Origin of the sequence: Micromonospora sp. H61, from assembly GCF_018070325.1 — a bacterium.
Taxonomy (GTDB): Bacteria; Actinomycetota; Actinomycetes; order Mycobacteriales; family Micromonosporaceae; genus Micromonospora; species Micromonospora salmantinae.
Genome location: NZ_JAGPXY010000011.1, coordinates 68,775 through 83,939 on the forward strand (window position 1 = coordinate 68,775; position 15,165 = coordinate 83,939).

The window sequence follows — 15,165 nt, forward strand, 5'->3', positions numbered from 1 at the left end:
TTCAGCCGCGTCGGTCGGCCTCGCGGGCTGCCCGCTTGCGTTCCCGCTGCTCCCGGGTGAAGCGTTTGCGCTCGGCCAGGTCACGTTTCCACGCCTCGCGGGCCTCGGCCGAGCCGCCCTGCACCGCGCCCTGCACACCCTCGGCCGGGCCGGCGAGGTGCCGGAAGGCCCAACGCATCAATCGGCCGCCCTCGCCAGGGGCCCTGGTGACCGCGCCGTCCTCGCTCATCTGCCGCCCTCTTCCCCGCGTCGCCTCGCCGGTTCTCGCCCGTCGCACGAGCAGACCTTTGGGGCACCAATGGTTGGTGTACCAATGATCGGTACGATAGTCACCGTGCGGAGAGAGGGCAACCGATGAGCGAACGACCGGACGGCGTCGACCCGCTGGCCCTGGAGCAGCAGGTCTGCTTCGCCCTCTCGGTCGCCGCCCGCAGCGTGGTGGCCGTGTACCGGCCGCTGCTGGAGCCGATGGGGCTGACCCACCCGCAGTACCTGGTGATGTTGGCGCTCTGGCAGCACGCGCCGTTGTCCGGTCGCGACCTCAGTCGCCTGCTCCAGCTCGACCCGGGCACGCTGTCACCCCTGCTGAAGCGGCTGGAGGCGGCCGGCTACCTGCGCCGGGAACGCGACCCGAACGACGAGCGCAGCCTCGCCGTCACCCTCACCGCCAGCGGTGCAGCGCTGCGGAGTCAGGCCGAGCAGATCCCGGCCGCGATCGTGCAGCGGCTCGGGCTGCCCGTCGAGGACCTGCAACACCTGCACGCGGTGCTCACGCAGCTGATCTCGGCCGCCAACCGACCGGCCGCCGCGGAGACTGACGCGGCGGCTCAGGCGTCGGCGTAGACGGCGAACCCGCGCTCGGCGCAGCGCCGGTAGAACGCGGCCAGCACGCCCAGCTCGGCGCAGGTGAAGTTCCACTGCGGCGGGTCACCGCGCTCGTCACGCAGCGCGTCGAGCCGGCTCTCCAGCCAGCGCAGCTGCTGCTCGGCCAACCGACCGTCGCCGAGCAGGGAGCGCAGCACGATGCTCACCGACTCGAAGGTGACCGCCTCGCCGGTCGCGCGGTGCGCGGCCACGAACCGCTCGATGCCGCTCGCGATCCAGGAGCAGCCGTCCGGGTCGATCACCGGGTCCTCGTCCTCGGCGGCGGCGTCTGTGGCGTACAACACACCTTCGAGGCCGAGAAGCAGATCCACCAACTCGGTGTACGCGGTTGCCCGGATGGTGCCGGTCTTCGCGATCAGCTCGGCCAACGCCGCGGTCGGCGCGGAGATGCGCGGCAGGTCGACGATCTCGCCGAAGTCGACGAACTCGGCCGGCGCGACCGGATCGTAGAAGCGGCCGGTCCGCGGCCAGTGCACCGCGACGTTGTCCAGCCCCATCTGTCACCTCTTAAAGAGCACGTGTCGGGTCGATCGGGTCGATCGTCCCGGTTCCAACCGGTAAAGATCAAGGCTGGTTCCGGGGCGCCGCAAACGTACGGCACTGACGCTTCGGCCGCGACCCCCGACCCGCCCGACAGCGGGTCAACCCGTTCCGGGGCGGCGCGTGCGATGAGGGCCTGGCGTGTGGGGGGAGTCGTGGGCGGCGGGGTTCTGCCGGCTATGGACTTCTCAGCCGCCTCGCTGAGGGTGCCGAGTGGTGGTTCTATCCCCCACGCACAGTAGGATTGACAGCGAGACGAAGACCCGGTGCGGGAGTGGGACGGGGCCGGTGGCCCCAGATTCATTCTCCACGTCGGGTCGAGCCGATCGCGATCCGCGGGCAACCGCGGCGACCGGCGCGTTCGACCCGCTGTCCGGAGTTCTCCGGCGCCGGTCCGCGCGCCGACGTCGCGTCCTGTCCGCCGAACCCGCGCCCGACGCGCCCTACCGGCGCGGCTGACGCGAGAAAGTGGCCGAGGGTGGCAGCGCAGGACAAGCAGGAGTACGGCGCAGAGTCGATCACCGTTCTCGAGGGGCTGGAGGCGGTTCGCAAGCGGCCCGGTATGTACATCGGGTCCACCGGCGAGCGCGGTCTGCACCACCTCGTCTGGGAGGTCGTCGACAACGCTGTCGACGAGGCGCTGGCAGGATACTGCGACACCATCGACGTGGTGCTGCTCGCCGACGGCGGCGTCCGGGTCACCGACAACGGCCGTGGTTTCCCCGTCGACCTTCACCCGAAGCTCAAGAAGCCCGGTGTCGAGGTCGCGTTGACCATCCTGCACGCGGGCGGCAAGTTCGACGGCAAGGCGTACGCGGTCTCCGGCGGTCTGCACGGCGTCGGTGTCTCCGTCGTGAACGCGCTCTCCACCAAGATGTTCGTCGAGATCCACAAGTCCGGCAACGTGTGGCGGCAGCACTACACCAACTCCAAGCCGAGCCCGCTGGAGAAGGGCGAGGCCACCGACCGCACCGGCTCGGCGGTCTCCTTCTGGCCCGACCCCGACGTCTTCGAGACCGTCGACTTCGACTTCCAGACCATCTACCGACGCCTGCAGGAGATGGCCTTCCTCAACCGCGCCCTGCGCATCCACCTGCTCGACGAGCGGGTGGCCGAGGAGGAGGACGGCCGGCAGCGCGAGGTCACCTTCTACTACGAGGGCGGCATCGCGGACTTCGTCCGGCACCTCAACGCCTCGAAGAGCCCGATCCACAAGACAGTGGTCGAGTTCGAGGCCGAAGAGGAGGGCATGTCACTCGAGATCGCCATGCAGTGGAACGAGTCGTACGGCGAGTCGGTCTACACCTTCGCCAACACGATCAACACCCACGAGGGCGGCACCCACGAGGAGGGCTTCCGGTCCGCGCTGACCAGCGTGGTCAACCGGTACGGCACCGACAAGAAGCTCCTCAAGGGCGACGAGAAGCTCTCCGGCGAGGACATCCGCGAAGGGCTCGCGGCGATCATCTCGGTCAAGCTGGCCAACCCGCAGTTCGAGGGTCAGACCAAGACCAAGCTGGGCAACACCCCGGTGAAGAGCTTCGTGCAGCGGGTCTGCAACGACCGGCTGGTCGACTGGTTCGACCGCAACCCGGCCGAGGCCAAGATGATCATCACGAAGGCGTCCCAGGCGGCACGCGCCCGGATCGCCGCCCAGCAGGCGCGCAAGCTGGCCCGGCGCAAGTCGCTGCTGGAGTCCGGCTCGATGCCGGGCAAGCTGGCCGACTGCCAGTCGACCGACCCCCGCGAGTCCGAGGTGTTCATCGTCGAGGGTGACTCGGCCGGCGGCTCGGCCAAGCAGGGTCGCGACCCACGGACCCAGGCGATCCTGCCGATCCGCGGCAAGATCCTCAACGTGGAGAAGGCCCGGATCGACCGGGTGCTGAAGAACAACGAGGTCCAGGCGCTGATCACCGCGCTGGGCACCGGCATCCACGACGACTTCGACATGGAGAAGCTGCGGTACCACAAGGTGGTGCTGATGGCCGACGCGGACGTCGACGGCCAGCACATCCAGACGCTGCTGCTCACCCTGCTGTTCCGCTTCATGCGTCCGCTGGTCGAGATGGGGCACGTCTACCTGGCCGCCCCGCCCCTCTACAAGATCAAGTGGAACAAGAAGGGCGACGACGCCCAGTACGCGTACTCCGACCGCGAGCGGGACGGTCTGATCGTGCTGCGCCAGCAGAAGAAGCCGAACGCCAAGCCGGACGACATTCAGCGCTTCAAGGGCCTCGGCGAGATGAACTACCCCGAGCTGTGGGAAACCACCATGAACCCGGCGACGCGTACGCTGCGTCAGGTCACTCTCGACGACGCGGCGACCGCCGACGAGTTGTTCAGTGTGCTGATGGGTGAGGACGTCGAGGCGCGCCGGTCGTTCATTCAGCGCAACGCCAAGGACGTGCGGTTCCTGGACATCTGACGGACTGCTGTGGATCGGCCGGGCACTGCCCGGCCGATCCGGCGGTCCACAGAGTTATCCACAGCTTGGCCGGTATCCACAGCCGTTATCCACAGCACGAAAACGACTCTGAGTCTGATAAGGGTATACAGTGACCGATTCTCCCGAGTCCACACCGAACGAGCCCGAGGTTCCCGCCGAGGCCATCGCCGCGGTGGTCGCGCACGACCGGATCGAACCGGTCGGGCTCGAGGTGGAGATGCAGCGCTCCTACCTCGACTACGCGATGAGCGTCATCGTCGGTCGCGCGCTGCCGGACGTCCGGGACGGCCTCAAGCCGGTCCACCGCAAGATCCTCTACGCGATGTTCGACTCCGGCTACCGTCCGGACCGCGGCTACGTGAAGTGCTCCCGTGTCGTCGGTGACGTGATGGGTCAGTTCCACCCGCACGGCGACTCGGCGATCTACGACGCGCTGGTCCGGATGGCGCAGTCCTGGTCGCTGCGCTACCCGCTGGTCGACGGCAACGGCAACTTCGGCTCGCCGGGTAACGACCCGGCCGCCGCCATGCGATACACCGAGTGCAAGCTCGACCCCCTCGCCATGGAGATGCTGCGGGACATCGACGAGGACACCGTCGACCTGCAGGACAACTACGACGGCCGGGCCAAGGAGCCCACCATCCTGCCGTCGCGGATCCCCAACCTCCTGGTGAACGGCTCCGAGGGCATCGCGGTCGGCATGGCCACCAAGATCCCGCCACACAACCTGCGGGAGATCGGCGCGGCGGTGCAGTGGTGCCTGGAGCACCCGGAGGAGGACGAGGAGACCACCCTCGAAGCCCTGCTCGGCATCGTCAAGGGCCCGGACTTCCCGACCCACGGCCTGATCGTCGGCACCACAGCGATCCAGGACGCGTACCGCACCGGTCGCGGCTCGATCCGGATGCGCGCCGTGGTGGAGGTCGAGGAGGACAAGCGGGGCCGCCCCTGCCTGGTCGTCAGCGAGCTGCCCTACCAGGTCAACCCGGACAACCTCGCCGAGCGGATCGCCGAGCTGATCAAGGAGGGCAAGCTCGCCGGCATCGCCGACATCCGCGACGAGTCCTCCGGTCGTACCGGCATGCGGATCGTCCTGGTGCTCAAGCGCGACGCGGTCGCGAAGGTCGTGCTGAACAACCTCTACAAGCACACCCAGCTTCAGGAGACCTTCGGCGCCAACATGCTGGCCCTGGTCGACGGGGTGCCGCGCACGCTCAACCTGGCCCAGTTCCTCCGCTACTACGTCGAGCACCAGATCGACGTGATCCGCCGGCGGACCGCGTTCCGGCTGCGCAAGGCCGAGGAGCGGGCACACATCCTGCGCGGCCTGGGCAAGGCGCTGGACGCGCTGGACGAGGTGATCGCCCTGATTCGGCGCTCTCCGACAGTGGACGACGCCCGGCAGGGCCTGATCCGGCTGCTGGAGATCGACGAGATCCAGGCGACAGCGATCCTGGACATGCAGCTGCGCCGGCTCGCCGCCCTGGAGCGGCAGCGGATCATCGACGACCTGGCGAAGCTCGAGATCGAGATCGCCGACCTCAAGGACATCCTCGCCAAGCCCGAGCGGCAGCGGAAGATCGTCTCGGACGAGCTGGGCGAGATCGTCACCAAGTGGGGCGACGACCGCCGGACGCAGATCATCCCGTTCGACGGCGAGGTCTCGATGGAGGACCTCATCGCCCGCGAGGACGTGGTCGTCACGATCACCCGCACCGGGTACGCCAAGCGGACCAAGGTCGATCTGTACCGCTCGCAGCGGCGCGGCGGTAAGGGCGTCAGTGGCGCCACGCTGCGGCAGGACGACATCGTCAGCCACTTCTTCGTCTGCTCGACCCACGACTGGATCTTGTTCCTCACGAACAAGGGCCGCGTCTACCGGGCCAAGGCGTACGAGTTGCCGGAGGCCAGTAGGGTAGCCAAGGGCCAACACGTGGCCAATCTGCTCGCCTTCCTACCCGACGAGCAGATCGCGCAGATCATTGAGATCCCGAACTACCAGGTAGCCCCCTATCTGGTACTGGCCACGAAGAACGGCCTGGTGAAGAAGACGCGGCTCGAGGAGTTCGACTCCAACCGTTCCGGCGGCATCATCGCGATCAACCTGCGCGATGAGGACGAGCTGGTCGGTGCTGCGCTGGTTGCGCCGGAGAACGATCTGCTGCTGGTCTCGAAGAAGGCACAGGCGATCCGGTTCAACGCCTCGGACGAGGCGTTGCGGCCGATGGGCCGGGCCACCTCGGGCGTCATCGGCATGCGCTTCACGGACGACGACGTCCTGCTCGCCATGGAAGTCGTGCGGGAAGGTTTGGACGTTCTGGTGGCCACGAACGGGGGATACGCGAAGCGGACCCCGATCGAGGAATACCCGGTGCAGGGCCGGGGAGGTAAGGGCGTGTTGACTGCAAAGATCACCGAACGGCGCGGTGGTCTGGTTGGCGCGGTGGTGATCGATCCGGACGACGAGCTGTTCGCGATCACCAGCAACGGTGGTGTCATTCGGACTCCGGTGAAGCCTGTACGGCGTACGCGTGACCGGAACACAATGGGGGTCAAGCTGATGGACCTCCCGGACGGCGTGACTATCGTGGCGATTGCTCGCAATGCCGACGAGCCTGACGAACAGGACTAGTTGAATGACGGAGACACAGGCGAAGTCGGGGAACTCGGGGACCTCGGCCAAACCGGTCGACGAGGAGGCCGCCAAGGGCGGCACACCAGCGACCGGCCGCGCGGCCGTGGGCCGGGCGACGGTCCCCGCCGACGCGCCTGCCCCGAAGTTCACCAGGGCTCCAGGTATGACACCCCCGCCGGAGCAGCCGGGCGAAGGTGGCGAGTCCGGCGACAAAACCGAGGCGCCCAGCGCCGAGGCGCCGACGTCGGCCGCCGCCAATCCTCCGGCTCCGGCAGCGGCGCCCTCGGCACGTCCGGCCACCACCCAGCCGATCGGTCTCCGGCCCGGTCAGGCCGCGTCAACCGGTTCCACCGGCACCCAGCCGCGGATCACACCCGGGATGACCCAGCCCCAGTCGGACGCGACGCGTACGGCCGCCGCTGCCGGCCGCCCGGCCAGCGGTGGTGGCCTGCCACCGGGGATCGGCAACGCGTCCGCCGTCGGTGCGGCCCGCGTCGGTGACGCGGTGCGTGCGGCGCGTACGTCGGTCAGCTCGGCCGCCTCCCGCGGACCGCGTCGGGCCCGGCTGAACCTCAAGCGGATCGACCCGTGGTCCGTGATGAAGTTCGCATTCGCGGTGTCGGTGGTGCTCTTCATCGTCGTGGTGGTCGCCACCTCGGTGCTCTATCTGGCGCTGGACGCGATGGGTGTGTTCCAGAGCGTCAACGAGAGCCTGAGTGATCTGGTCAACGCCGGCGGTGGGCAGAGCACCAGCGGCTTCCAGATCACCGCCAAGGGCGTGATTCTCAGCTCGGCGCTGATCGGCCTGGTCAACGTGGTGCTGTTCACCGCGCTGGCCACCCTTGGCGCGTTCGTCTACAACGTCTGCGCCGACCTGGTCGGCGGGATCGAGCTGACCCTCGCCGAGCGGGACTGAGTGACCGGGACGCCGGGGCACCGCGGAAAGCGGTCGCTCCGGCGTCCCGTACTCGGGTAGGTTTTGCAGGCGGCGACGAGCCTGGCTCGCAAGCTCGGACCCCGATTTGGGGCCGGCGGAGCGGATGGGTTAATCTTGCTCGTCGCAACGCGGGGCTATAGCTCAGTCGGTTAGAGCGCAGAGCTGATAACTCTGAGGTCGATGGTTCGATTCCATCTAGCCCCACCGCATGTCGTCCGACGGTAGTCGAGCGCGAGGGGTTGCCCCATGTTCAAGAAGCTGCTGATTCTGGCTGGCGTCGTCGGTGTGGCCGCCGTCGTGTTCAACAAGATCAAGGCGTCGAACGACGAGCGTGCCCTGTGGCACGAGGCGACCACCGCGCCCGACCTGCGCTGACGCTCTCGCAACGCGCGGCAATCGCCGCGCAATTCGCGGGGCCCTAGCTCAACTGGCAGAGCACTGCCTTTGCAAGGCAGGGGTTAGGGGTTCGAGTCCCCTGGGCTCCACCAGCACTTTCCCCGGTTGATCTCGGTCCCGAGTACAGCCAAGCCGGTCACGCCGTCCCCTCCTGGCCGATAATCCGGTCAATGGCCGGGGCCGCCCGACGAGCCCCGCGCCGGCAGAACGTGGCCGTAGGTGTCGGCCGTCATCCGGATCGTGGAGTGCCCGAGCAGCTCCATCACCGTCCGCAGCTCCTCGCCCTGGTCGAGCAGGAGACCAGGTCCAGATCCGACCACACCTCGCCGGCCGCGAGCCGTTCCTTGCCTGGTCCACGATGTGCGGACTCACGGCGGAGATGGGCTTTGAGGCAGAGGAGCGGTGTGTGCCAGACGAGGTGTTCCCCAGCGATCTTTCCGGCCACTTCTGGGCAACGGTGGAACGCCGGCCGGAACTCGATCGATGGCGCTTCGAGATCCTCGACTATCAGAACAACGTCCTGCTCAGCGGCTTGGCCTGTAGCGAGCGGCAGGCCGCAGCGATTGTCATCGCGTGGGACCAGGTGATCACAACGTCGCCCGACGAAGAGGACCCCAGCATGGATTGGGTCGATTACTCGGAATGACGGGGAGATCACCGCCCAGGGGCGCGCAGTCCCTAAAGCATCGCGATCTGGCCGGGCAGTTCGGGCGGACCGGACAGCACTGCGCGGAGCTTGTTGATCTGCGGGAACTCACTCGCTCCCGCCTCGCCCCATAGGCTCCGCCACTCCGAGTCGTCGCCGAGGACCCGGTCAAGTGCTCCGACCGCCAACTGTGGCAGGTCGTCGTCCAAGTCGAGGGATTCACCAGCAAGCAGGAAATCCGGCGCGTACGGCGAGGTTATCGGGTCTCCTCCGGGCATCGGAGACGCCACGATGGCCGCTGCGGCGATGGCCGAGGCGGCGTCGTCATGGTCGAGGTACCCGGTGTTGAAGGCTGCCGTTGTCAGAGCAGCACGAACCATTGCCGGCCGGGCAGGCGGATCGGCATCGTGGAGGTCACCGCACCAGTCGGCGGCGCTGTCGTTGTCGAACGGGCCGTCATCCCAGGTGCCCATGTGCTCCTCCTTCACGTTCCCGGTGAGCGGATCATGAAGCCAAGCGGGGACGGACGCAAGGCGCGAGAGCGCTTGGTTGTACAGCCATCGATACAGCCAAGCTGGCCGACGGACGTGGGTCACGAGCGGCGGCAGCCGTTCGGGCACCCTCGCCTCCAGTTGCTTCGATGCAGATCAGTGACGCCAGACGACCTGAAGTCGGCCGCGAAGCGGATGGCCGAGTAGGGGGTCGGTGCGCTGCCGATCTGCGGCGACGACAACCGGCTCAAGGGCATGCTGACCGACCGCGACATCGTGGTGAAGGTGCTGGCCGAGGGTCGCGACCCGGCCACCGTGACGGCCGGTGAGCTGGCCCAGGGCGAGGCGGTGACCATCGGCGCGGACGACGACGCGGCCGAGATCCATCGCACCATGGGCCAGCACAAGTTCCCTCCCGGAGCGCCCGGTCGGCGACCTCATCGAGGCCATCTCCGAGCGCAGCTGACCTTCGCGCCTGTCAATGATCGCCGCCGCCGGTTCGCCGGCAGGCGGCGATTCGCGTACTCCGGCGATCCGTGCCGGCAGGTCGGGGTGGGGCGAGGTATTCGGTGCGAGCGTTATGACTCTGGGGTATGAATATGACTCTGAGGTATACCGCTCTTTGTCATCTGGCCGCCGGAGCCGCCGGAGCCGACACCGCCGTCAGGCGGTAGGAGTGAGCGGGACGGTCTCGCCACGGGCGATGGTGCGTACCTGCTTCGCCCAACCTCGGCGGCGGGCCTCGTCGACGAAGTGCGCCAGCGGTGAGCGGAACACCGGGTAGTCGTCGTAGTGGATCGGCACGGTCAGCTGTGGACGGACCAGCTCCACCAGGTCCGCGCCCTGGCGGGCGTCCATGGTGAGCAGGATCCCGGCGACCTTCGTGCCGCCGAGGTGGATCAGCATCGCGTCGATGTCCGGATAGCGTTCGGGGATCGCGGTGAGTAGCGGCCGGTTGAGGGTGTCGCCGGTGACGTAGAGCCGGAACTCCCGCCGCCCGGAGCGTTCCACGTCAATCATCGTGCCCATCACGTCGGGCATCAGCAGGTCCAGTGCGCCCGGGCCGTGCTGGCCGGGCATCGAGGTCAGCCGCACTGTCGTACCGTCGCGGTGCAGCTCCCGGGACGACCACGTCGGCAGACCCTGGGCGGCCCGGAAGCCCCAGCGGCGCAGCTTGCGTTCCGCCGCGGGGGTGGTGACGATGGGCAGCTCGCGGGCCAGTTCCCGACGGGCCACCCGATCGAAGTGGTCGCCGTGCAGGTGGGAGAGGACCACCGCGTCCAGCTCTGGGAGCTGGGCGATCCGCAGCGCCGGGTCCGTGCGTCGGCGCGACCACAACCCCTTGCCCAGGTACGCCCGTTGACCCCGGTGCAGGAAGTTCGGGTCGGTCAACAGGGTGAAGCCGCCGATCCGCAGCACCGTCGTCGCGGTACCGATGAACGTCACCTGGGGTTGTTCCACCATCGCGCCCACCTCCTGCGGCTCCGGTACCCCGATGAGCCGTCGGCATGCGGCTCAGCCCTTGACGCCGCTGACGGGCCGACCAGTGCACGCGTGCGGGTCAGGTGTCGGAGCGCGCGATCCGGACGGCGACGCCGTCGAGGGATCAACTCCAGCCCGAGTGCCAAGTCCGCGTCAGCTGGCGGAACCACCGTCCGCCGCTGACTCGGCACCGGATTCGGTCCGGTTGGGGCGGGTCTCCGGGAGGCGTTCAACCAGCTTGGTGAGCGCGCCGTTGGCGAAGGTCGCGCCGAGCGCCGACCCGGCCCCGATGGTCCAGCCCACCGGCCCGAGCGGGGTGCAGCCGAAGAACTGGCTCACCCCCGGGGTCTGCACCACCACGACCAGGACGCCCAGTGACGCCGCCGTGGAGGCCAGCACGGCCGGACTGGTGCCGCCGGCCAGGATGGTCTGCCCGAGTTGGGTGCCGACCAGGGCGACCAGGGCGACAGTGCCGGCCCGCTGACGGCGTCCGGTGTAGCGGGCCAACGTCCAGCCCGCTGTCGCGCCCAGCGTGGTGGCTGCCGCCCGCAGCCCGATCTCCCTGGTGAGGCTCTCGCCGAGCGCCGTGTCCGGGCCCTCCCGGAGCAGCGCGTCGGTGCGGTCCGATGCGGGCGGCCGGACCGCGATGGCCAGCGCCGGCGCCAGGTCGGTGAGCAGGTTGACCAGCAGAAGTTGTCGCCCGGTGAGCGCGGAGCGGCCGGTCGCCGCTGCGGTGAGCACACTGAACGCGATCTCACCGAGGTTGCCACCGACCAGGATGCTGAGCGCGTGCCGCACCGACGACCACATCGCCCGCCCTTCGATCAGGGTGGCGATGATGGTTTCCAGCCGGTCGTCGGTGACCACCAGGTCGGCTGCGGCGCGGGCGGCCGGGGTGCCCCGTTGACCGAGGGCGATGCCGACGTCGGCCAGCCGGATCGCCGGGGCGTCGTTGGCCCCGTCGCCGGTCATCGCCACGGTCCGCCCGCACTTCTGCAACGCCTGGATGATCCGCACCTTGTGCGCAGGGGTGCAGCGGGCCACCACGTCGGTGTTGGCCAACCGCTCGGCGAGCGCGTCGTCGTCCAACTGGTCGAGTTCAGCGGCGGTGACCACCCGCTGTTCGTCGTGTTCACTGATGGTGGCGGCGATCGCCTCTGCGGTGGCCGGGTGATCACCAGTGATCATGATGGTGTGCACGCCGGCCTGCCGGATCCGGCGTACCGCCGGGGCTGCGCTCTCCCGGACACCGTCCGCGAGGGCCAGGAAACCCACGAAGGTCAGCCCTCGAACGTCGGAGTCGGTCACCTTCGGGTCGTTCACCGGGCACTCCGCGACGGCGAGGATCCGGTTTCCCGCCCCGGCCCGGTCGGCGAGCATCCGCTCCAGCTCCGCGCGGCCGGCGTCGTCCAGCGGCTCCTGACGACCGTCCATCCGTCGGGACGAACAGCGCGGCAGCACCGTCTCCGGAGCACCCTTGACGCTCAACAACAGGTGACCGTCGGTCTGTCCGATGCTCGCGTGGTAGCCGCGGGACGGCTCGAACGGCAGCCCTCCGGCGGCCCGCCACCCGGCGGCGCCGGTCTGCTCCACCACCCCGGCCTCCCCGGCGCCCCGACGGACCGCCCGGTCGGTCTGCAACGCCAACTCCTCCGGGTTCTTCGCGGCGGGGGTGGCCCGCAGCGCCGCGGCCAGCGTCATCCGGAGCCGGTCGTCCAACCGGTCCAGCGGGGCGTACCGGTCGCCGACGCTGTCGCCGACCCCGGCCAGCAGCAGCTTGCCCTCGGTGAGGGTGCCGGTCTTGTCGAAGCAGAGCACGTCCACCCGGCCCAGCGCCTCGATGGTGCGCGGGTTGCGGACCAACGCGCCGTGCTCGGCCAGCCGCCGGGCCGCGGCCAGCTGCGCCGCGCTGACCAGGAACGGCAGCCCCTCCGGCACCGACGCCACGGCGAGGTTCGCGGCGGTCGCCGCCGTTTCGGCCAGGGGTACGCCTCGGAGCAGGCCCGCGCCGGCCACCGCCACCGCGGAACCGGCCGCCAACGGGATGGCGGCGCTGGTCAACGCGCCGAGCCGAGCCTCCACCCCACTGGCCGGCGGGTCCTGCTTGACCAGGGCGAGGCTGCGCCCGGCCTCGGTGTCGTTGCCGGTCGCCACCACCACTGCGGTGCCGTGCCCGGCGGCGACTGTGGTGCCCTCGTAGAGCATCGAGTGTCGGTCGGCGATGGCGGCGGCGACCACCGGTCGGTTGGACTTGGCGACCGGCAGCGACTCACCGGTCAGCGACGACTCGTCGGCCTCCAGGCCCACCGACTCGAGCACCCGGCAGTCGGCGGGCACCGAGTCGCCCGGTTCGAGGGCGATGACGTCCCCGAGGACCAGGTCTTCGGCGGCGAGAACCTGCTCGGCACCGTCCCGGCGGACCCGTGCGGTCACCGCCGACCGTGACAGCAGCTCCGCCAGCGACCTTTCCGTGTTGCGCTCGTGCACCGCCCCGATCAGGGCGGACCCACCGACCACGCTGCCCACCAACGCGGCGTCGACAAGTGAGCCGAACGACGCGGAGAGCACCGCCCCGGCGGCCAGCACCGGCGTGAGCGGGTTGGACAACTCGTCCACGAAGGCACGCAGCAGGCCACCACGTCCGGGTCCGGCGCCGCCGTTGTCACCGGACCCGTGGCGTCGGCGTTGCGCCTCGGCGCTGGCCCGGCCGTCCGGGGTGGAACGCAGGTGGTCGAGCACGGTACCGACCGGCATCAGGTGCCAGGCGGTTGCCACGGGCACCGGGGTGTCGGACTGGTCGTGCAACCGGCGGGCCTGCCAGACCCCGTTGGCGAAGGCCAGCCCGGCCGCGCCGTTGACCGCGACGAGCGCCCGGTGCGGCAGCTGGGTCGGTGGGGCGGTGAACGCGCCCAACGCCCCGAGACCGGTGCCGGCCATGGCCAGGCGGATGTTCTGCTGGGCCGTGCGCCGGGCCACCCCGGTCGCCTCGATCACCAGCGCCACCACCCGCAGGTCGGCACCGACCAGCAGGTGCGCGCCCCACGGCGGCAGTTCCTCCGGCGCGGCGAACCCGAGACCGCAGTCGGACGCGCCGAGTGCCTTCCGGTCCGCGGAGACCAGCATCACCACGGCGCCGTCGCGCTGCAACGCGCGTACCGACTCGGCCAACTGGTCCCCGCCGGGGAGCATCGCGTCGGCGAAGCCGTACCGCTGCTCGTCGCCGCCGGCGACGAGCAGCCGCAGGCCGGCATGTCGGGCGGCGGAGGGCAGGCCGTCGACGCCGGGCGCGGGTTCCGGCTCGACCCGCAACAGGGCGGCGAGCCGGTCGCCGTGGCAGAGGCCGAGGAGTTGGCCGCCAGCGGAGCGCAGCCGGGCCGCGTCCGGGATGGCGTCCGGGTCGTTCGCGGGCATCCGGTCCAGCGGCCCGAGCCGCCAGCCGTCCGCCGTCCGGGAGGCGGACGGGTCGTCCGGGTCGAACAACGCGAAGGCCCGCTCCGCCACCTGGTCGACGTCCGCGTCGGACGCCGGCGCCAGATCGGCCAGGACGCCCCGGTCCGAGCCGAGCACGGCGGCGTCGAGCACGAGCGTGTCGATCCGGTCCAGTTCGCGCAGCACACTCCGGTCCATCGCGATCACACCACGCCGGGCCAGCATCCGGCCGAGCTGAGCCGCGTACCCCTCGCGGCCGCTGCCCGGCGCCTTCGGCAGCGCGGACAGGCCCAGCGCGGTGGCCCGCTTCGGCCCGGCGAACGGCACCGCCGCCGCGCCGGCGGCCGCGCCGGCGGCGAGCATGCGGTTGATGTACCGCTCGACCGGGCCGTCCGGCTTCGGCCGCGGACGTTCGATCACCGGCCAGCGGGCGGTGGCTCGTTCGGCGTCGCCGGTCAGCCGTGGTTCGGCCTTTTCCCAGGCGGAGAGTTGGGCCCGATCCTCACCCCACTGCACGACCCGTTGGGCACCGTCCAGGACGATGCCCGTCCAGCGGCCGGTCAAGCCCTGCACCACCGCCTCGGCCAGCGGAAACAGGATGTCGGCGCGCGGGTCGGAGCGCAGCCGTCTGCCGATGAACTCGTGCAGTTTCGGTTGAAGATCCACAGCGGAGAGCAGGCCGGCCACCTCGCCGGGCAGCGGCGCGAACGGCAGGATCCGGGTGGCTGCCGAGATGGTCAGGCCCAGTGCGTCCGAGGCGAGCGCGCCGAGGGTGCGCGGTGTGCGCGGCCCCTCCTCCGGTGGGTGCGGCGGTGGGATCTCCGGGTCCGGTTCGTGGTCGCAGGTCCGCTCGACTCGGTCGATGGTGGCGATCAGGTCGCGCAACGTCGGTTCGGGGGTCTGGACGGCGATCACCACCCGGCCGGAGGGTGCGTTGACCCGGGCCCAGGCCACCCCGGGCATCCGTTCCAGCGCGCCCTCCACCTGACGGGCCAGCCGGTTGCCACCGTCCTGGCAGACACCGTGCACCTCGATGTGGTGCCGGCCCGGCCGGGACCAGACCCGACGCCGCGTCAGCCCGGCCGTCCGGGCCAGCCGGACCGCGGCCGAGCTGACCGACCGGGACGCCTCGCCGACCAGATGCGGCACGCCGAAGGACGGCAGGATGCGGCCGGCAGCGCGACCCGCCGCCGTCATCGAGGCGTACGGCTGGACGGGCGCCGGCCCGGCTCCCTGTTGCCGCTCGTCCTGACCTTGGCCATGTCGTCCTCCCACCGC

General features: G+C 70.0%; 12 protein-coding genes and 2 tRNA genes. 9 read left to right on the forward strand and 5 right to left on the reverse strand.

Going from position 1 to position 15,165, the window contains the following annotated elements:
• Nucleotide 1 precedes the first annotated feature (1 nt).
• Nucleotides 2–229, reverse strand: a complete 228-nt coding sequence (locus KBX08_RS08440; RefSeq protein ID WP_210782103.1) for a hypothetical protein — start codon at nucleotides 227–229, stop codon at nucleotides 2–4.
• A 125-nt stretch (nucleotides 230–354) separates the two neighbouring features.
• On the opposite strand from KBX08_RS08440, the gene KBX08_RS08445 reads away from it, so the two are divergent.
• Nucleotides 355–843 carry a MarR family winged helix-turn-helix transcriptional regulator gene (locus KBX08_RS08445; protein ID WP_210782105.1) on the forward strand — a complete coding sequence of 163 codons (489 nt, stop codon included), beginning with the start codon at nucleotides 355–357 and terminating at the stop codon, nucleotides 841–843.
• On the opposite strand, the gene KBX08_RS08450 is transcribed toward KBX08_RS08445, so the two are convergent.
• Entirely contained in the window at nucleotides 828–1,382 is a 555-nt protein-coding gene (locus tag KBX08_RS08450; protein WP_210782112.1) for a hypothetical protein, read from the reverse strand. The genes KBX08_RS08445 and KBX08_RS08450 overlap by 16 nt on opposite strands.
• 521 nt (nucleotides 1,383–1,903) lie before the next feature.
• Between KBX08_RS08450 and gyrB the strand changes: the two genes are divergently transcribed.
• The 7 genes from gyrB to KBX08_RS08485 all read left to right on the forward strand — a co-directional run bounded on the left by gyrB (nucleotide 1,904) and on the right by KBX08_RS08485 (nucleotide 8,485).
• The gene (gyrB, locus tag KBX08_RS08455; protein ID WP_210782114.1) at nucleotides 1,904–3,850 is read left to right on the forward strand and encodes a DNA topoisomerase (ATP-hydrolyzing) subunit B; all 1,947 of its coding nucleotides are present in this window, start codon (nucleotides 1,904–1,906) and stop codon (nucleotides 3,848–3,850) included.
• Between the two features lie 130 nt (nucleotides 3,851–3,980).
• Nucleotides 3,981–6,503 (forward strand): DNA gyrase subunit A, encoded by a 2,523-nt coding sequence (gene gyrA / locus KBX08_RS08460; RefSeq protein WP_210782116.1) that lies wholly within the window; start codon nucleotides 3,981–3,983, stop codon nucleotides 6,501–6,503.
• 4 nt (nucleotides 6,504–6,507) lie between these two features.
• A complete protein-coding gene (locus KBX08_RS08465; protein ID WP_210782118.1) occupies nucleotides 6,508–7,422 on the forward strand; it encodes a DUF3566 domain-containing protein in 915 nt (304 codons plus the stop codon).
• Nucleotides 7,423–7,573: 151 nt separating this feature from the next.
• A tRNA-Ile gene (locus tag KBX08_RS08470) sits at nucleotides 7,574–7,647 on the forward strand.
• A 42-nt stretch (nucleotides 7,648–7,689) separates the two neighbouring features.
• Nucleotides 7,690–7,818 carry a DLW-39 family protein gene (locus KBX08_RS08475; protein ID WP_209444550.1) on the forward strand — a complete coding sequence of 43 codons (129 nt, stop codon included), beginning with the start codon at nucleotides 7,690–7,692 and terminating at the stop codon, nucleotides 7,816–7,818.
• A 37-nt stretch (nucleotides 7,819–7,855) separates the two neighbouring features.
• Nucleotides 7,856–7,931: transfer RNA gene (locus KBX08_RS08480), tRNA-Ala, on the forward strand.
• A 314-nt stretch (nucleotides 7,932–8,245) separates the two neighbouring features.
• Entirely contained in the window at nucleotides 8,246–8,485 is a 240-nt protein-coding gene (locus tag KBX08_RS08485) for a hypothetical protein (protein ID WP_210782120.1), read from the forward strand.
• 32 nt (nucleotides 8,486–8,517) lie between these two features.
• Here KBX08_RS08485 and KBX08_RS08490 read toward each other — a convergent pair whose 3' ends face one another.
• Nucleotides 8,518–8,958, reverse strand: coding sequence for a DUF4259 domain-containing protein (locus KBX08_RS08490; RefSeq protein WP_210782126.1), 441 nt, complete (start codon nucleotides 8,956–8,958; stop codon nucleotides 8,518–8,520).
• A gap of 273 nt (nucleotides 8,959–9,231) precedes the next feature.
• On the opposite strand from KBX08_RS08490, the gene KBX08_RS34385 reads away from it, so the two are divergent.
• Nucleotides 9,232–9,573 carry a hypothetical protein gene (locus KBX08_RS34385; RefSeq protein WP_282102804.1) on the forward strand — a complete coding sequence of 114 codons (342 nt, stop codon included), beginning with the start codon at nucleotides 9,232–9,234 and terminating at the stop codon, nucleotides 9,571–9,573.
• Between the two features lie 66 nt (nucleotides 9,574–9,639).
• On the opposite strand, the gene KBX08_RS08500 is transcribed toward KBX08_RS34385, so the two are convergent.
• Complete coding sequence (locus tag KBX08_RS08500; protein ID WP_210782128.1) at nucleotides 9,640–10,440, reverse strand: MBL fold metallo-hydrolase; 801 nt, start codon at nucleotides 10,438–10,440, stop codon at nucleotides 9,640–9,642.
• A 171-nt stretch (nucleotides 10,441–10,611) separates the two neighbouring features.
• Nucleotides 10,612–15,084: an HAD-IC family P-type ATPase gene (locus tag KBX08_RS08505; protein WP_210782196.1), complete on the reverse strand. Its 4,473-nt coding sequence runs from the start codon at nucleotides 15,082–15,084 to the stop codon at nucleotides 10,612–10,614.
• Nucleotides 15,085–15,165 lie beyond the last annotated feature (81 nt).